The sequence below is a fragment of the Flavobacterium sp. FlaQc-57 genome (assembly GCF_044007395.1).
Taxonomy (GTDB): Bacteria; Bacteroidota; Bacteroidia; order Flavobacteriales; family Flavobacteriaceae; genus Flavobacterium.
In genome coordinates, this window is record NZ_JBIPDA010000007.1 from 20,029 (window position 1) to 40,383 (window position 20,355).

Annotated in this window: 14 protein-coding genes; 10 read left to right on the forward strand and 4 right to left on the reverse strand. The window is 33.0% G+C overall.

Annotated features, from left to right (window positions below; all coding sequences use genetic code 11):
• The first annotated feature begins 3 nt into the window (after positions 1–3).
• From ACHRVZ_RS19085 to ACHRVZ_RS19100, 4 genes are all read left to right on the forward strand, one after another.
• Entirely contained in the window at positions 4–1,383 is a 1,380-nt protein-coding gene (locus ACHRVZ_RS19085; protein ID WP_395424476.1) for an exonuclease domain-containing protein, read from the forward strand.
• 57 nt (positions 1,384–1,440) lie between these two features.
• Positions 1,441–2,067 (forward strand): alpha-ketoglutarate-dependent dioxygenase AlkB family protein, encoded by a 627-nt coding sequence (locus tag ACHRVZ_RS19090; protein WP_395424478.1) that lies wholly within the window; start codon positions 1,441–1,443, stop codon positions 2,065–2,067.
• A 156-nt stretch (positions 2,068–2,223) separates the two neighbouring features.
• Positions 2,224–2,685, forward strand: a complete 462-nt coding sequence (locus ACHRVZ_RS19095; RefSeq protein ID WP_395424479.1) for a DUF1810 domain-containing protein — start codon at positions 2,224–2,226, stop codon at positions 2,683–2,685.
• 152 nt (positions 2,686–2,837) lie between these two features.
• Positions 2,838–3,242: an MFS transporter gene (locus ACHRVZ_RS19100; RefSeq protein ID WP_395424481.1), complete on the forward strand. Its 405-nt coding sequence runs from the start codon at positions 2,838–2,840 to the stop codon at positions 3,240–3,242.
• Positions 3,243–3,373: 131 nt separating this feature from the next.
• On the opposite strand, the gene ACHRVZ_RS19105 is transcribed toward ACHRVZ_RS19100, so the two are convergent.
• Positions 3,374–4,786, reverse strand: a complete 1,413-nt coding sequence (locus tag ACHRVZ_RS19105) for an APC family permease (protein WP_395424483.1) — start codon at positions 4,784–4,786, stop codon at positions 3,374–3,376.
• Positions 4,787–4,969: 183 nt separating this feature from the next.
• Here ACHRVZ_RS19105 and ACHRVZ_RS19110 point away from each other — a divergent pair, with 183 nt between their 5' ends.
• The 3 genes from ACHRVZ_RS19110 (at position 4,970) to ACHRVZ_RS19120 (ending at position 7,922) form a co-directional block, all read left to right on the forward strand.
• A complete protein-coding gene (locus tag ACHRVZ_RS19110) occupies positions 4,970–5,458 on the forward strand; it encodes a hypothetical protein (protein WP_395424484.1) in 489 nt (162 codons plus the stop codon).
• A 615-nt stretch (positions 5,459–6,073) separates the two neighbouring features.
• Positions 6,074–7,498, forward strand: coding sequence for a sensor histidine kinase (locus tag ACHRVZ_RS19115; protein ID WP_395424485.1), 1,425 nt, complete (start codon positions 6,074–6,076; stop codon positions 7,496–7,498).
• Positions 7,488–7,922 (forward strand): response regulator, encoded by a 435-nt coding sequence (locus ACHRVZ_RS19120; protein WP_395424486.1) that lies wholly within the window; start codon positions 7,488–7,490, stop codon positions 7,920–7,922. The genes ACHRVZ_RS19115 and ACHRVZ_RS19120 overlap by 11 nt, the downstream gene beginning before the upstream one ends.
• Here the strand turns inward: ACHRVZ_RS19120 and ACHRVZ_RS19125 are convergent.
• On the reverse strand, positions 7,883–9,325 hold the full coding sequence (locus tag ACHRVZ_RS19125; RefSeq protein WP_395424487.1) for a LysM peptidoglycan-binding domain-containing protein: 1,443 nt from the start codon (positions 9,323–9,325) through the stop codon (positions 7,883–7,885). The genes ACHRVZ_RS19120 and ACHRVZ_RS19125 overlap by 40 nt on opposite strands.
• A 250-nt stretch (positions 9,326–9,575) precedes the next feature.
• Here ACHRVZ_RS19125 and ACHRVZ_RS19130 point away from each other — a divergent pair, with 250 nt between their 5' ends.
• Positions 9,576–10,961 (forward strand): carboxypeptidase-like regulatory domain-containing protein, encoded by a 1,386-nt coding sequence (locus ACHRVZ_RS19130; protein WP_395424488.1) that lies wholly within the window; start codon positions 9,576–9,578, stop codon positions 10,959–10,961.
• A gap of 66 nt (positions 10,962–11,027) precedes the next feature.
• On the opposite strand, the gene ACHRVZ_RS19135 is transcribed toward ACHRVZ_RS19130, so the two are convergent.
• Complete coding sequence (locus tag ACHRVZ_RS19135; protein ID WP_395424489.1) at positions 11,028–13,292, reverse strand: aconitate hydratase; 2,265 nt, start codon at positions 13,290–13,292, stop codon at positions 11,028–11,030.
• 130 nt (positions 13,293–13,422) lie between these two features.
• Entirely contained in the window at positions 13,423–16,194 is a 2,772-nt protein-coding gene (locus ACHRVZ_RS19140) for a bifunctional aconitate hydratase 2/2-methylisocitrate dehydratase (RefSeq protein ID WP_395424490.1), read from the reverse strand.
• Positions 16,195–16,617: 423 nt separating this feature from the next.
• Between ACHRVZ_RS19140 and ACHRVZ_RS19145 the strand changes: the two genes are divergently transcribed.
• Positions 16,618–19,113 (forward strand): XrtN system VIT domain-containing protein, encoded by a 2,496-nt coding sequence (locus ACHRVZ_RS19145; protein WP_395424491.1) that lies wholly within the window; start codon positions 16,618–16,620, stop codon positions 19,111–19,113.
• Complete coding sequence (gene xrtN, locus ACHRVZ_RS19150) at positions 19,113–20,351, forward strand: exosortase N (RefSeq protein ID WP_395424492.1); 1,239 nt, start codon at positions 19,113–19,115, stop codon at positions 20,349–20,351. Before ACHRVZ_RS19145 ends, xrtN begins: the two co-directional genes overlap by 1 nt.
• Positions 20,352–20,355: the final 4 nt, after the last annotated feature.

Below are 20,355 nucleotides of genomic sequence, written 5' to 3' on the forward strand. Positions count from 1 at the left end.
GAGATGAAAAAGCAAGAATATGCCATAGTAGATATCGAAACCACAGGTGGTAACGCCAGTGGCAGCCGCATTACAGAAATTGCCATTATCATTCATGATGGTAAAAACGTAATCGAACGATATGAAACGCTTGTTAATCCCGAAAAAGAAATACCAATTTCGATTTTTGCTCTAACAGGAATTGATAATGAAATGGTTCGTCATGCACCCATTTTTGATGCTATTTCAGAGAAAGTTTTAGAAATGCTTACTGATCGTATTTTTGTCGCTCATAATGTCAACTTCGATTATTCATTTGTTCGTCATCAACTCGAGCAAGCGGGTTTTAAATGGACAGCAAGAAAACTTTGTACCGTTCGTGCAGCAAGAAAAATCAAACCGGGTTTAGGATCGTATAGTTTAGGAAATCTTTGCGATTCATTAGACATATCTTTAGAAAACAGACATCGTGCCGGCGGAGATGCAGACGCTACTGCTATATTATTTTCCAGATTACTCGAATGGGACGACGAAGGCCATATTGCAAAAATGATCAAGAATACAGCACAAGATCAGCGTTTACCTCCTAATTTACCTCCAGAAGATTTTAATAAATTACCCGAAAAACCCGGTATTTATTATTTTTATAATGAGGTAAAAAAGGTAATTTATGTGGGAAAGGCTATCAATTTAAAAAAACGTGTAGCTTCTCATTTTAGCGGTCATAAAATCAATTCGCAAAGGCAAAATTTTCTGCGTGATATTTACGAAATTTCCTTTGAAGTTTGTGCTACCGAATTAATGGCACTGCTATTAGAATGTACTGAAATTAAAAAACTCTGGCCAACTTACAACAGAGCACTAAAACGATTTGAACCAAAATTTGGGCTTTATCAATACGAAGCGCGCAACGATTACAAATATCTGGTAATTGGCAAAATGAATAAATTTCAGACTTGTATTCATGAATTTAATAGTCAGCATGCTGCTATAACTTTATTGCGAAGCCTGGCAGAACAATTTAAAATTGATCATCGATTTTGCAAATACACTAAGCCTGAAGTGGGAGAAATATTTCAGAGCAATGTTGTTCCCGTTTTACCCGATGTTAGTGAACATAATATTCAAATCGATAATGCCATAGATTTTTTATTAACCAACCGACCAAGTTTTGCCATTATAGACAAAGGAAGATCGAGAGATGAACGCAGCTGCATTTGGATTGAGAATGGTCATTTTTATGGTATGGGTTATATTCCGTCAGATGTTCTCATTACAGATCCTACAGAAGTAAAAGACTATGTTACCCCATATAAAAGCAACCAATATATGGCGCAACTGATTTTTGCTTTTGCAGAAAAAAATCCCAGAAAAGTTTTTTTCAATAAGAACTTGCTAAAATAAGGGATATGAAACTAATCTAATTTTTAAAATAGAGCTCTAAATTTAAAGTATAGACTTATGACACTATTTAGCGATACCGAATTATTTGCCACAGGTTTAAAAGGAAAAAAAATATTTGACCTCCCTGATGCAGAACTTATTCTGATCGATAACTTCTTTACCAAAGAAGAATCTGATCGTTTTTATGAAAAATTACTTCATCAAACTAAATGGAGAGAATACGAAATGGAAATGTATGATAAAGTTGTTACGGCTCCCCGAATGATTTCCTGGTATGAAGACAAAGATAATACCGGAGCAGATCAAAATGGGCCCGACTGGACTTATGAATTATTAACTATTAGAGGCCGAGTTGAAAGAGAAACGCAGCTTGATTTTAATAGTCTGTTGCTCAATTTATATCGTGACGGAAATGATGGCGTTGCCTGGCATAGTGATAAAGAACACCATTCAGGACCAAACCCTATTATTGCTTCAGTGACTTTTGGGGAAACCCGAATGTTCAGACTTCGGCATAAATTTAGAAAAGAGATTCCGCAGGTGGAGATTCCGCTACATCACGGATCTTTTTTATTAATGGCAGGAACAACCAATAGTTTTTGGCAACATCAGGTACCCAAAACAGCTCGAAATGTATTGCCCCGAATCAATTTAACCTTTAGACGAACTAACCGAAGCGAATGATTTGTAAATCACTCTAAATGAGTTTTTTCAGACTTCGAAACGAAGAGGAAAATTCCTCCTCTAAAAGTTAAAATACTCAGTGTATGAACCTTTTATTAGGCAGACCTTATCTTTTTTAGTACTTTTGCAACCTTTTTTTACATATACAATACCACAATGGCTTATTCAAACAATGATTTATTGCGTTTCTTAGATGCGCAAAACAAACTTTATCTTACGGCTCTTTCTGAAATCAAAAAAGGAAAAAAAGAAACACACTGGATGTGGTTCATTTTCCCACAGATTAAAGGATTGGGTAAGAGCGATACTGCAAATTATTATGCCATTAACAACCTTAAAGAAGCAACCGAATTTTTACAACACCCTATTTTAGGAAAACATCTTATTGAAATTTCAGAGCTGTTTTTGACTTTTAAAAGAAAATCAGCAGATGGAATTCTGGGTGATTTAGATGCACGAAAATTGCGTTCTTCAATGACTCTTTTCTCTTTGGTAGAAAACACGAATCCTGTATTTCACGAAATATTAGATGCTTTTTTCTCAGGAGAAACTGATCCGCTTACATTATCTATTATTAATTCAACTATAGAATCCCCTGTTGAAACTGAAATGGTGTAACACTACAAAGTTTTCCGGATTATTTTAAGTAAAAAGACACTGCTTCTGCAAATGAGGTAGTGTCTTTTTTTTACTTCTAAAATCGTGAAGATCCAAAGTTTTACATTTCTAATATAATAAATTTTATATTGCACTACCAAAAAACCTAAATCATGAACGAAAAAATCAAAACCCTTCAAATCATCCATCTTGCTGTTTGTGCAGGAACAATTCTTGTCTATTTCTTTGTAGGAGAACTTTCAATTGAAAAATTGAAAACCATTCCTTCTATTAATTCATCATCAGCTATATATTTGTCTATACCTGTTTTAGCTTTCGTTTTAAGTACCTTTTTATTCCGATCACAGTTAAAACAAATAGATCCTAAACTAAAAACCGAAGATAAGTTCCCTATTTATCAAACTGCTTCAATAACACGCTGGGCGATTCTTGAAGGCGCAGCTTTTCTAATATTATTCTTAAAATCAGATTTTGTATTATTCGGTGTACTTATTATTGTATATCTAGTTTTCCTAAGACCTACAGAAGAACGAATCAATAATGATCTTACTAACTAAATTCAAATAACACTTATTCTTTTCTATTCAAGGCTTTCGAGACTTAAAAATAGATCATAAAAAAATGCCTTGTATAGACAAGGCATTTTTTTATTTATAACAATTTTATCAACTCAGAATCTCTTATTTTTTTAAGACTCCTTTGGTTTTGTCAAGTAATATATAGGAATTCCTGTTAGCATAATTAATACTCCCCACCCGCAAGTTGAGAATTTAGTCCACAATAATGAAACACAAATTGCTGTCGCAATAACGATGTATAACATTGGTAAAAATGGATAACCGAAAGCTTTATAAGGTCTTTCTACATCTGGCATTTTTTTGCGTAAAATGAAAATTCCGTAAATCGTTAAAATATAAAAAATCAAAACTATGATGATTACGAAATCTAATAAATCTCCGTACTTCCCTGTCAAACACAAAGCCGAAGCCCAAATACATTGCGCCCAAAGTGCCCACGCAGGAACACTTGATTTATTTAAAACTGCAGCTTTTTTAAAGAATAAACCATCTTTTGCCATCGTATAATATACTCTAGCACCCGCCATAATTAATCCGTTGTTGCAGGCAAAAGTCGAAATCATGATCATAATCGCGATAATCAAGGTTCCGATATTTCCAAAGATATATTGCGAAGCCACCACTGCTACTCTATCAGATTTTGCTGTTGCAATTTCTTCAAACGGAATTACGGCCAAATACATCAAATTGGTCAAAACATAAATAATCGTTACAATAAAAGTTCCTAAAAATAAACTGAAACCAACATTACGTTTTGGGTTTTTAATCTCTCCGGCTATAAACGTTACACCGTTCCAGGCATCACTTGAAAATAATGATCCAACCATTGCTGCCGATATTCCTGAAATTAGAGCAGTTCCGCTAATTGGTAACCATGATCCAGTATCTTTAATATAAGAACGTGTTGTCCAGGCATCAGCCCAGTTAGCATCCCAAACCGAAGCTTTTGCTGCCAGTGTAAAACCAAAAACAATTAACCCTACTAAGGACAAAATTTTGATAATCGTTAAAATAGTCTGTAAAATTTTCCCGTCTTTTACTCCACGGCTATTAATATAAGTTAGTAAAATAATTGTCAAAATCGATACAATTTGCGCTGCATTGAGTTTAAAAGAACCCAGTTCCCAAAGTACATTTTCGTCACTTAACGGTTCATACAGATAAGCAGCAAATTTTGAGAAAGCGACACCAACAGCGGCAATTGTTCCGGTTTGAATTACCGCGAAAAAGCTCCAGCCGTACAAAAAGGCGATTAATTTATTATAGGCTTCTTTTAGATAAACGTATTGTCCACCGGCTTTTGGAAACATTGCGCTCAGCTCGCCATAACTTACTGCGGCTATTATAGTGATCAATCCTGAGATTAACCAAATTAGTGTTAGCCAACCGGCAGAACCTACTTGTCTGGCGATATCGGCGCTCACTATAAATATCCCGGATCCAATCATAGAACCTACTACAAGCATGGTTCCGTCTAGTAATCCGAGTTCTCTTTTAAAATTTTCCTGGTCGTTTTCTTGCATGGTTTTGGTTTTTTGGGTTGGCTAAAGATATACTTTTTTCTTAAATCCTAAGATTTGAAATTCTAAATTATGCAATTGCAAATTCAGATAAGAGGAATTGAAATTACGACTCTCGAAAAGTTATAGCTTTTTTTAATTAAAACAATAATTCTATATCTTCGAATCTGATTTAAAAAAACTAAAATGGCTCTCAATCTTTTCCCAAACGAAACCTCGATATTTGAATCAGAATATACTTCTTCTGAAATAGTACAACATTTAAAAGAAAACACTTTAGAAGGAACGCTAAGCAGTACAGCACACAAAACGAACAAAATGTTTATTGGTGAAATTGAAACTTATAGATTTAAAATTATTTCTTCCTATCCAAAAACTGCTATGTTTTGTGTTTTTGAAGGTAAAATAGAGGAATCAATCCCTACACAAATTACGATAACCAAAAAATTTCATATGACTTTTAAATGGCTTTTTGCGTTGTGGTTTGTCGGTTTGCTTGCCGTGATCTTTATTACTCCAAATAAAGCACCTGATCAAAAAATCAAAGAGGCTATTATGTTTGCTGTTGTAGCATTTACTATTCGGTATTTGGTTATAAAAATGCTTTTTAGAAAATCTGAAGAAAACGGAATAGAAGCGTTAGAAAATCTTTTAAAACTAAAAGAAGTTCTTTAATTTTTCATTATGTAAACTACATTTTAGTCTCTATACGTCTTTCCGTATTAGCACAATACTTTTACTTTTTATATTTGAAACATTAACTTAGATCTTAATACAACCTCAACTAAAACCCTATAATCAGTTTAATTACGTAATGTCAAAGGAATATGTCTCAATATGGAATTGCAAAACAGACGAACTAAGTGTTATGAAAAAAGAGGCTTTTGATAAAATCACCAAATAAAAACATCCTTTACTTCAACACATTACTTTAAACAAAAAAATATCCCTAAAATTCCTTTTTTTTCTTTTTAATTCACAAAATTGATTTCTCAAAATTAATTTTTCCAGTAAAACAACTATCAATTACCTGACTAACAGATGATTTAATTGTTAATATTATTTAACAAGAAAAAATATATTATTTACAGAACTATATTATAATTTTTATTAAATTTGGAATAATAGCCAATCAGTCATAAAAATCCGAAACAATTCATTAACAATTGTTTAGTTTTTTCGACAATACACATTACAATTGCCCCAAACAATTGTTATTGTAAAATGACTCACAAAGCAGCAATCTTTAAAAGGCATCGCATTAAATTATTAACCTACAAATCCGAAATTATGCCTAAAAGATTATTTTTTAAAAATTTTCGTCTGCCCAATGTTTTTGTTCTGTTGTTAATTGTATTTATTTCCTGTGCATTATTAATTTGTATCAATTTTTTCACCATAAAAATACTGTCTGCCAATAGAGCATATGTAAATGGCGAATCACATTACTCGAAAGGACAGAAAGATGCTTCTCGTCACCTTATTACATATCTCTATACTAAAGAACCCATTCAGTGGCAACATTATATACAAGAGCTAAAAGTTCCTCAAGGTGATGGTATTGCCCGTAAAACACTTTTAAAAGTTGGCGATAATGAAGTAGCCCGATTAGGCTTTACTACAGGCCGCAATCATAAAGACGATTTGGATGATCTAGTTTGGTTATTTGTGAATTTTAAAAATGTCTCATTCCTGGCAAAAGCAATTCACGAATGGGAACAAGGCGATAATTTAATCAATGAATTATTTATCATTGGCACACAAATTAATGCAAAAATTCAGCGTAATTCTTTAACAGCAATGGATCAGCAAAAATTTCTAACTAAGATTAGTCAGATTAGTGATCAACTGACCATTAATGAGCGTAATTTCTCAAACACCTTAGGCGAAGGAACGCGAAAAATCAAGAATTTATTAATTATAACCAATATCATTTTTATTTTAATTATTATTCTAAGTGTCTGCTCCTATTATTCTATAATGGTAAAGCGTTTGCTTATTTCTAAAAAAGAAATTGAAGTTAAAAATGAAGATTTAATAATTGTCAATCGTGAACTAGATCGTTTTGTTTATAGCGCATCACACGATTTGAGATCTCCTATAACTTCATTAAAAGGCTTAATCGAAATTACGCAGCTCGAAGATGATGTAAATCAAATTAAATATTATTTGCAACTAATGCATCAAAGTCTTGCAAAGCAAGATCAATTTATAAATGATATTATTGATTATTCTAAAAACAAAAGAAAACAAATCGTTATAGAACCTGTTAGTCTGCGAGAATTATTTGACGAAGCGATCTCACAATTAATGCATATCGAAAATGCCAACAAAATAACATTTAAGCAAGAGTTATTGATTGATGAAATTCAGAGTGACGGATTGCGACTCAGAATAATTATTGGTAATCTAATCTCTAATGCTATAAAATATGCAGACAACAGCAAACAGGAAATGTTTATCTCGATCAAAACTTATGTCGATAATGACTGCCATAAAATAGAAGTTGCCGATAATGGAATTGGAATTAATGAAGAATTTAAAGATTCTATTTTTGAAATGTATTTTGGAACTAACAAAAATAAAGGTTCGGGGTTAGGCTTATATATTGTAAAAGAAGCTGTCGAGAATATTAAAGGAAACATTTCTGTAGTTTCAGAAAAAACGATTGGCAGTAAGTTTATAGTAACAATACCGAACTCATATGGAATTTAAAGAAACGATTTTGCTAATTGAAGATAATTTGATTGATCAACTTATTATCAAACAATTATTTAAAAAGGTACTGAAGATTGATCAGATTGCAATTGCAAATAATGGAAAGGAAGGACTTCAGTGGATTAATGAAAATAAAAGCCTGCAATCCCTAATTATCTTGTTAGATATTCAAATGCCGATAATGAATGGATTTGAATTTTTGGATGAGTACGATAAACTAAATAATGACTTAAAAAGGGAAACTCAAATTTATATTCTCTCCTCGACTTTGGATCCGCATGAAATTGATCTGATTAATGGCAATAATTACATAAAAGGCTTCTTAAACAAGCCCTTTCCTATCGAAGAATTTACAAATAATCTTAACCAGCAATTAATAGATTATTCTAAAACACGATTTACTTGCGAAAAAGCTCTTTGATAGTAAGGTTCTTTGGTTGAAGAAATCATTACTCCTCCGTGCGTTGAAGAATGAACAAATTTAATTTCTCCATCAACAACTTCGACTACCATTCCAACATGATTGATTTGGCGTCTTCCATTTGTTTTAAAAAAGATTAGATCACCTTTTTTAGCTTCATCTGTACCGACTTTCATACCTATTCGAGATTGCTCAATCGAGCTTCTTGGTAATTTTATATCAAAGTTGCTAAAAGTACAAATCATTAACCCTGAGCAATCAAAACCGGCTTTTGAGGTTCCGCCAGACCGATAACGAGTTCCAATATTTTCTGTTGCGTTTACAATTAATTGATTCACTAAATCAGAATGATTGCTTACTCTAAATACTGTAGTAGTATCTTTTTTTATTTCTGAATTATCAGCAATTTGAGTCTGCTGAGATAAACCTTCACTAATTTGCGGAGTTGTTATTGAAGCAGTAGCTGCATCAGCCTTTTCTTTTGAAGTATTAATTTTTAGAAGATAACCAACTGGCAATTTCCCTTTAATAAATGGATTTTGTCTTTCTAGCTCTGCAACTGTCAATCCATATCTTTTTGCAATTGCATATTTCGTTTCTTTTGGCTGTACCTCAACAACTACATCAACCTTTTTAGAAGATTCATTTGCGCTTTTTAAATCATCTGTTTTGGCAATGATTTCTGGAGCTTCATCTGTTTTCTCGTTAATTTGAAATTGAGATGCAATAGCGGTATCGTTTATTTCCTGATTTGCTTTTTCTTTAGAAGTTCTAATTTTTAAAACATAACCAACCGGCAACTTTTTCTTAATAGATGGATTTTGTCGCTCTAATTCTGCCACTGTAATTCCATATTTTTTTGCGATAAGATATTTTGTTTCTTTAGGTTTTACTTCAACAACAACCTCAACATCTGTTGAAGGAATTATTTCAGGCTTCGCAGTATTCTGATTTTTTGTTGTCTTTTCAGTTGATACAATTGCATTAGTCGGAATATTAAGCTTCTGTCCAATTTTCAAATCTTCATTTTCTAGTGACGGATTTGCCTTTTTTAAATCATCAACAGAGACATTGTATTTTTTTGAAATTACCCACAGATTTTCTTTTTCAGCTACTTCATGCTGACCTGAACTTACAGCTACAATTTTACTTGAACTTGCGGCCGTTTCAGATTTCTTTTCAGTTTTTTTTATATTATTATTCGGAATTAATAAAACCGAATTTAATTTTAAAACCTTAGGAGCATTAGGATTTGCCTCTGTAATATCTTTTATTTTAACTCCGTATTTTTTTGCAATAATAGAAAGATTTTCCCCATTTGAGATTTTATGTTTTGTAAACTTTTCTTGAGAAAAGACGCCTACACTAAAAAAAAACAAAACTATTATTAGCCTAAAAACCATTATCTATTACATTTTAATACTTTATTATTCCTTTTTGAATTTATTCTCTAATTTTAAACTCAAAAAACCCAACTTTATTACTGAATAAGCGAATTTAACTTTTTAAAGTAAAAAAAGCACGTTTTTTAACAACTAATTTGGTTCAAATTAACAAATTCGGCATAGAAATTGAGCCAACTAACTGAAATTACGCCCCTTACAAAAGAGAGTGTTTTTTCTAGCCAAAAACCAACTTTAAACCGAAAATAGTGTGAAAAAATTACTTTTACTTTTCGTCGTTTACCCTTTATTATCAATTGCTCAGAATATAAATGGCACTATAGTTTCACAGAAAAATAATCTTCCAATTGAAAACACCAATGTATTTGCGCTATCAAGCAAAGTAGGAACCATAACTAATCAAGATGGTCAATTCTCTTTGAAACTCCTTACAAAATTTAAGAACCACGAAATACTAGAATTTTCGCACATTGGCTATATTACTGCACACTTTACCTTAAGTTATTTAGCAAAACAAAACTATAAGATTTTCCTTGAAGAGGAAGTTCAAAATTTATCAGATGTAATTATTACGAGCAATCACAAACTGAATTTAAAAATCCCATACAACAAGTTAACGCCAATAAAACGTGATCTATTCTCATTTGGGTCTTTCTTGAAAGATGGCAAAATTTATATTATTGGTGGCGATGCTTCATATGAGGTCGATCGACTGGAACAAATGCGATCAACAAGAGCAGATTTTACATTAATGAACTACTTGGAATCTTATCAAGATACTTATACTCTTTCGTATTACAGACGAGATTTCTCTATTTACGACATTAAAACAGACACGTGGGAATATCCTAAACTGGAATCAAAATTAAAAAAAAGAGCCCATCACAATATTCATTACTACAATAATTCGATTTATGTTTTAGGCGGAAAAGGGGTTATGCAAAATAAAAAAAGCAGTTGGGAATACTTGCAAAACCAAAACGAAGTTCTTGATCTTAATAACAAAACCATTAAAATTGATTACACTAATCCGCATCAAGCATCTGATTTTGCTTCTTTTACCTACAAGGATAATATTATTGTAATGGGAGGTTCCGTAAAATCTACTGAAAGTGGTATAAAGGATTTTACCAACAAGGTACACTTATACAACATTACTTCTGGGTATTGGTATGAACTCGATAATATGCCAACAGCAAAAGAAACTTCGGGAATTGTGGTAGAGGACAAAATCTATCTCATTGGTGGAGATAATGGAAAACCGGTAGCTAAAATAGAAACTTTTGATTTAAACACTCAAAAATGGCAAACGGAAGGCGAATTATTTTACGGACTAGAAAAACCTGCCATAGCCTATCATGAAAATATGATTTATATATATGAAGATCGATTACTATATACTTATGATCTAAAAACAAAACAGCTTAAAGAATATGAAACTGAGTTAGCCATAAAGTATGCGTCAATGTATTTTGACGATGACAAACTTTATATTTTAGGAGGACGCACTGAAAGCAAATATTCTAAAACACCTTCATCAAATATTTTTAGCATTGCTATTGCCGAATTTAAAGACACTAAACCTACCCGAATTAAAACTCTGAATAAAGAAATAAATCTAGCCAAAGTAAATTAAAATAGCTTCTAATAAAAAACGCTCTGTTTTGACAGAGCGTTCTTAGTTATAATTGAATCTTAAAGATTAAGCTTTTCCGGCAGCAATTAAGTTTAATGCTGAACCTGCAACGAACCAGCCAATCTGACCTGCGTTGTAAGTATGATTTGCCAGAATGATATCTTTTGTACCATTTGCATGAACGAATTCTAACGTTAATGGTTTTCCTGGAGCGAACTCAGTTAAATCAGTAAAATTAATTGTATCGTCCTCTTGAATTTTATCATAATCAGCTTCGTTAGCGAATGTTAATCCTAAAAGACCTTGTTTTTTAAGGTTTGTTTCATGGATACGAGCAAAAGATTTCACTAACACCGCTTTCACACCTAAGAAACGTGGCTCCATTGCAGCATGCTCACGAGAAGATCCTTCACCATAATTGTGATCTCCCACAACAATTGATGGAACTCCTGCTGCTTTATATGCACGAGCTACGGCAGGAACCGCATCGTAAGTACCTGTTAATTGATTTTTAACTGAGTTTGTTTTTTGGTTGAATGCATTTACGGCACCAATCAACATATTGTTAGAAATATTATCTAAGTGTCCGCGGAAACGCAACCATGGTCCTGCCATAGAAATATGATCTGTTGTACATTTTCCGAATGCTTTGATCAACAATTTAGCACCTGTAATATTTTTACCATCCCAAGGCTCAAACGGGGCTAATAATTGTAAACGTTCAGATGTTGGACTTACTACTACCTGAACTCCTGAACCGTCTTCAGCAGGAACCTGAAATCCTGGATCTTTTACATCAAATCCTTTTGGAGGCAATTCGTCTCCTGTTGGTGCATCAAGTCTAACTTCTTCTCCATCTTCATTGATTAGTGTATCCGTCAATGGATTGAAACCTAAATCTCCTGCGATAGCCATAGCGGTAACCAATTCTGGAGAACCTACGAAAGCTAACGTATTTGGGTTACCATCTGCACGTTTTGAGAAGTTACGGTTGAAAGAGTGAACGATTGTATTTCGTTCTTCCTTTTCGGCACCTTCTCTATCCCACATACCAATACATGGTCCACAAGCGTTGGCAAAAACAGTAGCACCAATTTTTTCGAAAGTATCGATAAATCCATCTCTTTCGATTGTATAACGAACTACTTCAGAACCTGGAGTAATTGTAAATTGAGATTTAGTTTTTAGATTTTTAGCACTTACTTGTCTAGCCAAAGAAGCTGCACGGGCGATATCTTCATAAGAAGAGTTTGTACATGAACCTATTAAACCAACCTGAATTTGCAAAGGCCAGTTATTTTTGATTGCTTCTTCTTTCATTTTAGAAATCGGAGTAGCTAAATCCGGAGTAAAAGGACCGTTTAGATGCGGCTCTAATTCCGTTAAATTAATTTCGATAACCTGATCGAAATATTTTTCAGGGTTAGCATACACTTCAGGATCTCCTGTTAAGTAAGAAGCTACTTTATCTGCAGCATCAGCAACATCAGCTCTGTTTGTAGAACGCAGGTAACGACTCATAGAATCGTCATATCCAAAAGTTGAAGTTGTAGCTCCAATTTCGGCACCCATGTTACAAATAGTCCCTTTTCCTGTACATGACATAGAAGTTGCACCTTCTCCAAAATATTCAACAATTGCACCTGTACCACCTTTTACAGTCAAGATACCGGCAACTTTAAGAATAACATCTTTAGGAGCTGTCCATCCTGATAATTTACCAGTTAGTTTAACTCCAATTAATTTCGGAAATTTAAGTTCCCACGCCATACCGGACATAACGTCTACAGCATCGGCTCCACCAACACCAATAGCCACCATTCCTAATCCTCCTGCGTTTACAGTGTGAGAATCGGTACCAATCATCATTCCTCCAGGGAAAGCGTAATTTTCAAGTACTACCTGGTGAATAATTCCTGCTCCCGGTTTCCAGAAACCAATTCCGTATTTATTTGAAACTGACGATAAGAAATCGAAAACTTCATTACTTTGTGTTTTTGCTCTGGCCAAATCGGTCGCAGCATCTACTTTTGCCTGAATCAAGTGATCGCAATGAACCGTTGTAGGAACTGCCACTTTTGATTTTCCGGCGTGCATAAATTGTAACAATGCCATTTGCGCAGTTGCATCTTGACAGGCAACACGATCCGGCGCAAAATCAACATAATCTACTCCTCTTCCAAACGCCTTTGTCGGATTTCCATCCCATAGGTGATTGTATAAAATTTTCTCAGTTAAGGTAAGTGGACGACCAACAATTTCTCGTGCTTTATCAACACGACTTGGCATGTTGTCATACACTTTTTTTATCATTTCAATATCAAAAGCCATAAGTTTTATAATTGTTTTTGTTTGTTTGTTTTTTTTGAACATCACAAGTTACAAAAAATAGAGGAGCTATAAAAGAAAAAGCCCGAGTTTATAACTCGGGCTTTTCAATATATTTGATCGAAATCTGTAATTATCTAACCAACTGTTTGTGAGGTGGAGCAAACTTAGTCAAGTTGATTCCTTTTACTGCAGCTTTGTATTCTTCAATAGTAGGAGTTCTACCTAATATTGTAGATAAAACTACAACCGGAGTAGACGAAAGTAAAGACTCTCCTTTTTTACCTTCAGTATCCTCAACAACTCTTCCTTGGAAAAGACGTGTTGAAGTAGCCATTACGGTATCTCCTTTAGCCGCTTTTTCCTGATTCCCCATACATAGGTTACATCCTGGACGCTCTAAATACAACATTTTTTCGTATGATGTACGCGCTACTGCTTTAGGCACATTATCATCAAATTCAAAACCTGAGTATTTTTGTAAAATTTCCCAGTCTCCCTCGCTTTTAAGTTCATCTACAATATTGTATGTAGGTGGAGCTACAACTAGTGGAGCTTTGAACACTACCTTACCTTCTTGCTCATCTATGTTTTTAAGCATTTGAGCTAAAATTTTCATATCTCCTTTATGAACCATACATGATCCAATAAATCCAAGATCTACTTTTTTATCTCCACCGTAAAAAGAAAGTGGTCTAATTGTATCGTGAGTATATCTTTTAGAAACATCAATATTGTTTACATCTGGATCTGCAATCATTGGTTCAGCAATCACATCAAGATCAACAACTACTTCAGCATAATACTTAGCGTCTGCGTCTGGAGCCAATGCTGGTTTCTCACCAGATTTAATCTCTGCAATTCTCTTATCAGCGATAGCAATTAATCCTTTTAGAACTTGTTTTGCATTATCCATTCCTTTATCGATCATGATCTGGATTCTGCTCTTTGCAATTTCTAATGACTCAATCAAAGTATCATCTTCAGAAATACAAATAGAAGCTTTTGCTTTCATCTCTGCAGTCCAGTCAGTAAATGTAAATGATTGATCAGCAGTAAGCGTACCAATATGTACCTCAATTACTCTTCCTTGGAATACATTTTCTCCTTTAAACTGATGAAGCATTTGTGCTTGAGTAGCATGAACAACATCACGGAAATCCATGTAATTCTTCATTTCTCCTTTAAATGTTACCTTCACTGATTGCGGAATTGGCATAGTAGCCTCACCTGTAGCAAGTGCAAGAGCAACTGTTCCTGAGTCTGCACCAAAAGCAACACCTTTAGACATTCTTGTATGAGAGTCACCACCAATGATAATTGCCCAATCGTCTACTGTAATATCATTAAGTACTTTGTGAATTACATCAGTCATTGCATGATATCCGTTTTTAGGATCACGAGCAGTAATTAAACCGAAGTCGTTCATAAACTTCATTAATCTAGGAATGTTTGCCTTAGACTTATTGTCCCAAACTGAAGCTGTATGACAACCAGATTGGTAAGCACCATCAACAATTGGAGAAATCACAGTAGCAGCCATAGACTCTAACTCCTGAGATGTCATAAGTCCTGTTGTATCCTGAGACCCTACAATATTTACCTCGACACGTACATCTGAACCAGCGTGTAAGACTTTACCCGGAGTAGTTCCGACAGCGTTTTTATTGAATATTTTTTCTACTGCAGTAAGACCTTGCCCATCGATAGAAATTTCTTTTGATGGAGCATACACCTGAGGTATATCTATATTTAAAGTTTTAGCAGCAAATGTTTGAAGCTTTTTACCGAATACGATAGCATACGATCCACCAGCTTTTATAAATTCAACTTTTTGAGGAGTTAAAGAAGAAGAAATATCAATCAATTCCTTATCTCCGTTATAAAGCTTTTTCGTTTTTGTGTTAATTGTAAAAACAGTTCCTGTAGCAACAGAGTACACTTCTTCAAGAACAGGCTCTCCTGCTTCATCAAATACAACATTACCTTGTGCGTCTAACTTTTTTACCCAGTTTTTAAGGTCAATTCCAATTCCACCAGTAACACCTACAGTCGTTAGGAAAATTGGTGAAATACCGTTTGTACCTGCAATGATTGGGGCAATATTGATAAATGGAACATATGGACTTGCTTGTTTACCTGTCCATAATGCCACGTTATTTACTCCTGACATTCTTGAAGATCCTACACCCATAGTACCTCTCTCAGCAATTAACATAACGCTTTTATCAGGATGTGCTTCGCTTAATGCTTTAATTTCAACTTGTGCTTCTGCAGAAATTAAACATTTACCATGAAGTTCACGATCAGATCTTGAGTGCGCCTGATTACCTGGAGAAAGTAAATCAGTTGAGATATCTCCCTCACCAGCAATATAAGTAACAACTTTAATTTCTTCTGGTATATCTGATAATTTAGTAAAGAATTCAGCCTTAGCATAACTCTCTAAAATTTCTTTAGCTATTCCGTTACCATTTTTGAATGCCGCTTCTAAACGATCTGTATCGGCTTCATAAAGATAAACTTGTGTTTTTAGAACCTCTGCAGCTTCTTTAGCAATAGAAGCATCAGCACCTAGAGCCAAATCAAGTAAAACCTCTATCGAAGTTCCACCCTTCATGTGCGATAATAATTCTAAAGCAAATGCAGGAGTAATTTCAGCAACTACAGATTCACCTAAAATAATTGTCTTTAAAAATTTAGCTTTAAGATTTGCCGCACTGGTAGTCCCAGGTACAACATTATAAATAAAAAAGTTAAGAGAATCAGCTCTGTACTCATTATTCAAATCTTTAATTTGTTCAATGATTTCGCTTAATAATTCAGCTCCATCAATTGGTTTTGGGTTAAGCCCTTGTTCTTTTCTTTCTTTAATTTCTTGAATGTAATCCTTGTAAATATTCATAATAGAAGTCTTTTCTAGGTATTTTTATTTTTTTGTACGCAAATTTAAGAATTAATGCCGATAATTAAAAATAATATAATAGAACTCGCCTTTTCAAAAATTATTATTGCTAAAAAACGATTTTGACTGCTTGTTTTTGTCAAAATATCAGTTTTGCATTAAAAAAATGAATTATTGATATTTTAAAATCTTTTCTTTAACAAAGTCGAAATTTAATGTTAAAAGAGAAGTCGGATTTTACTTCTATTTTACCAAAGAACCTTTCTAAATTAGCATTTATAACGTTATAGTTACTCTTTTCTCTTCTCATTTTACAACTTTCCTATCAAAGTTCACCAAGCTCAAAAAAAACATAAAAAAAAACTTGTATTTCAAATTTTCTAATAACTTTGCAATTCAAAGTACTTTTAAATATACACAACTATGAAATACAAATTAGATATTCTAGAACTTTACTCTCAAAAAAAAGGAGTCAAAATTAGTTTGGCTGTAACTGCGTTGAATACTCTTTTACTCATAAGTGCACTGTTTTGCAAAAAACTCGATTTTTACAATTTCGAATCCATTGCAATAATAAGTTTGATCTTTGAATTTATCTATGGAGCCGGTCTTTCATTTCTAATTCTAAGAAAAAAGGAAGAATACATTCATTTAACTCCATTTTTGATCTTGAACTGGTTTATCGGATGCTTTTGTTTAAATACTTTTATTCCTGTTTTTCACGATTTACCAATATGGGTTTATCTGGCAACACTCGTCTTTTGTTTGTCTAATTTCTTCATTTATAAAAGCTCAGAAGAAGATCACAACATTTCAGTTCCCTTTTTCATAAACGGTTTATCCTTTGGAATCATAGTGTACTTTGTTCTCTATTTAATTCCTATAATGCCAATTTCTTTTATCGGAATAATAGCTTTAGGAATGGGTTTCTACGGTTTGGTTCCTGCATTAGTTCTTATTATTCACTGCTTAACAATCATTAGACACTTATCCGGAAACAGAAATTATTCACTTTCTTTTAGTGCAGGATTCTTTATCGTTTTGATTGGACTTGCTATTTTCACAATTGGGTTAAGTCTTGAAAGCAGTAAAATTGCGAAAGTCAATACTTTAAACTCTTTTAATAACAACAGCGATTTACCAAATCACATCGTTATTTCACAAAATTTAAAGCCGAACTTTTTTAACGAAATTCTACTAAAAAAAGACATCGTTTACATTCCGCTTCACGATATATTCTCAATTGGAAGCTTTAACTCTTTTGGAAGCAAACAATACAATGAAAGAAAGATTCACAACCCTTTTATCTCTATTGCATATTTGTTTTGTCAAGATTTGGATTTGAATAACGACGATCGAATTAATATTTTGAAATCAAATTTTGATAAACGATTAGAAACCGAAGAGCAACTTTGGAGTGGGGAGGATTTAATTACCAAAAGCATCAAAGAAGATGTGAAAATTTATGCAGATGCACGCTTAGCATACACCGAAATTACGATGAAAATTGCCTGTACTGAAGATTCCTGGCAAGACAAAGAAGCTATTTACTCTTTTCAGTTACCTGAAGGCTCGGTGGCAACTTCTCTCTCGCTGTGGGTTAATGGCATTGAGCGAAAAGGGGTTCTAACAACAAAAGAAAAAGCTCAAAAAGCCTACAAACAAATTGTTGGAGTAGAAAGTCGTGATCCCTCTATAATGCAATGGAAAGAAGGAAACAAAGTAGTAGTACGAGTTTTTCCAATTAACCTTAAAACTCCAAGAACATTTAAATGTGGCTTTACGACTCCTTTACAAGTCCAAGACAATGAAATGAAATATCAAAGCCTTTCTATAAAAGGGCCAAACATTTCGAATGCTGAAACTATTTCAAGAATTCAAATTGTCGGAAATACAAAAATAGAAACCAGCAAAGATTTTGAGCTTACGAATCATTACTATATCAACCAATCAAAAGGATTAGATAATTGGGAAGCTTTCATGCCGCTAACAAAAAAAACAAAATTAAATTCATTTGCATGGAAAGACAAAGTTTATGAAGTAAAGGACATTCAGAAATCAACTATCCCTTTTTCACCATCCGAAATCATATTAGACCTGAACAGCAGTTGGACTATTAGACAAATAGAATCTTTCGTAAATCTGAACAAAAAAAACTTGTTTGTATTTATAAATGGCGAAAAGAAAGCAATTAATAAAGAAAATTTCAGGGCTATCGAATTGGATTTTGAAAACTTACATTATTCTTTATTACCTCTTTACAAAATCGCTCCAAATAGTTTAATCATTACAAAATGTGGCACATTTTCGGCCAATTTTGAAGAACTTGAAGATTCTAATTATCTAAAAAAAATAAAAACTGAAACAAAGCAGCGAAATCTGAAAGTGCTCAATATCTCATCAGACATTAATCCGTTCTGGCAAACTGCAAAAGAACAGAAATATGTAGATTATTTTCAAACCAGTTCCAAAGAATGCCTAAAATTAATTGAGCAAAATCAATTTATTTTATACAAAACCGAGAAAAACACTGTCAATATCGAACCTGCTCATATTTCAATTTCAGAAAATTCAAAAAATGACTCTCTTAAAAGCAAAGGTCCTGATCATATTTACAGAATGTACGCTTTTGGAAAAGTTCTGGAAGAACACGTCAAAATTCAAAATGACACTTTAGCACAAAATCAATATGTAGAATTGGCAAAAGAGGCTAACATTGTTACGCCAATTTCATCATTGATTGTTCTGGAAACTGATGAAGATTACAAAAATAATGAAATTGAGAAAAATGTCAATACTTTAGGAAATGCCTCAATCAACAATGACGGAGCAGTACCCGAACCACATGAATGGTTATTAATTATCATTGGTTCTACAATTCTCTTTTTCTATTATCGAAAATCAAAACAAACGATTTAATGCATAACTTCATCATTCAACATTCTAAAAAGATTGCTCTAATTATTTTAGGTTGCCTTTTAGCAATCAACTATATTATTATAGTAAATGGAATTAATAGCAATCTTTTTGGAATTTTATTTTCGATACTATTATTTCTAATCGGAGGTAGAAAAACTTCATTTAATATGAACTACCCTCTATTGGGATTAATTTTTCTACTAGAATTTATTAGTTATCGTTTACACACCAAATCGATACATTTTTTAGCTTTATCACTTTTTGTATGTTTTGTATATTATAGCTTTACCCAAAAATTTTCGTTTATTGCTTTTATTTGTGTTCTGCTATTCTCTTCACTCTTCAATACTTTTTTTGATTATCTGACAGTAGAAATCAAACAAACTCTTTGTTATACTGTTTATTTAACCTTAAAAAATTTCATTCATATTGATAAAATCGAAGGCGTGAATTTTTATATCAACAATGCAAAAATCACAATAGACACAGCCTGCATGGGCTTATCAATGTTTAAAACCGGTTTACTTGCCGGAGCCTTTTTATTAACTCTCGAAGAGCGAAAACAACAAAAACACTTCAATATCAAACAAATTTTATTGTTTTCTTTTTTCTTGATTCTCTTAAATATTATTTCAAATTATTTCAGAATTATAACTTTGATTCTTTTTAACTGCACCGAAGAGAATGCTTTTCATCACACTATCGGCTTAATTTGTTTTGTGTTTTATCAAATTGCTCCAATGTTGTTTTTAATTCGTTTTTTTAAACCTGCTAAAGAAACAATTGCAGATTCAAAATCCGAAAATTTCAAATTTTTTCCACTTATTATAGCAACAGTTATTCTTTTTGCAACAAGTTTAGAAATCAAAAAAGAACAAGATTATAAATTACTTGACGGATTAAATCCAACATATGAAGCAAGCAAAGGAATTTGGGTAAACAAAGAGGTTTTTAAAATCGTAGCTGCCAACAAACTCATTTATATTAAAACTCCAGCACACAATCCTTTAATTTGCTGGACCGGAAATGGATATAAAGTGATAGAATCAAAAGTCATTAAAAAAAACAATGAAGAAATATGCTTTGCGAAAATGGAGAAAAACAACGAACTATATTCTTCCTATTGGTGGTACGAATGCAATAATAAGAAATACAGTTCTCTTATTGAAGTTTTGCTAATAAAACTCGTTTATAACAAACCAATACGGCTTATAAACGAAACAAATAAAATGCTTTAAAAAA

Excerpts from the sequence above, each read along its gene's own strand:
- ACHRVZ_RS19105 (WP_395424483.1), bottom strand. The coding sequence starts at position 4,786 with ATGCAAGAAAACGACCAGGAAAATTTTAAAAGAGAACTCGGATTACTA.
- ACHRVZ_RS19100 (WP_395424481.1), top strand. The coding sequence starts at position 2,838 with ATGAACGAAAAAATCAAAACCCTTCAAATCATCCATCTTGCTGTTTGT.
- ACHRVZ_RS19095 (WP_395424479.1), top strand. The coding sequence starts at position 2,224 with ATGGCTTATTCAAACAATGATTTATTGCGTTTCTTAGATGCGCAAAAC.
- ACHRVZ_RS19110 (WP_395424484.1), top strand. The coding sequence starts at position 4,970 with ATGGCTCTCAATCTTTTCCCAAACGAAACCTCGATATTTGAATCAGAA.
- ACHRVZ_RS19115 (WP_395424485.1), top strand. The coding sequence starts at position 6,074 with ATGCCTAAAAGATTATTTTTTAAAAATTTTCGTCTGCCCAATGTTTTT.
- ACHRVZ_RS19125 (WP_395424487.1), bottom strand. The coding sequence starts at position 9,325 with ATGGTTTTTAGGCTAATAATAGTTTTGTTTTTTTTTAGTGTAGGCGTC.
- ACHRVZ_RS19135 (WP_395424489.1), bottom strand. The coding sequence starts at position 13,292 with ATGGCTTTTGATATTGAAATGATAAAAAAAGTGTATGACAACATGCCA.
- ACHRVZ_RS19140 (WP_395424490.1), bottom strand. The coding sequence starts at position 16,194 with ATGAATATTTACAAGGATTACATTCAAGAAATTAAAGAAAGAAAAGAA.
- ACHRVZ_RS19120 (WP_395424486.1), top strand. The coding sequence starts at position 7,488 with ATGGAATTTAAAGAAACGATTTTGCTAATTGAAGATAATTTGATTGAT.
- ACHRVZ_RS19145 (WP_395424491.1), top strand. The coding sequence starts at position 16,618 with ATGAAATACAAATTAGATATTCTAGAACTTTACTCTCAAAAAAAAGGA.
- ACHRVZ_RS19090 (WP_395424478.1), top strand. The coding sequence starts at position 1,441 with ATGACACTATTTAGCGATACCGAATTATTTGCCACAGGTTTAAAAGGA.
- ACHRVZ_RS19085 (WP_395424476.1), top strand. The coding sequence starts at position 4 with ATGAAAAAGCAAGAATATGCCATAGTAGATATCGAAACCACAGGTGGT.
- xrtN (WP_395424492.1), top strand. The coding sequence starts at position 19,113 with ATGCATAACTTCATCATTCAACATTCTAAAAAGATTGCTCTAATTATT.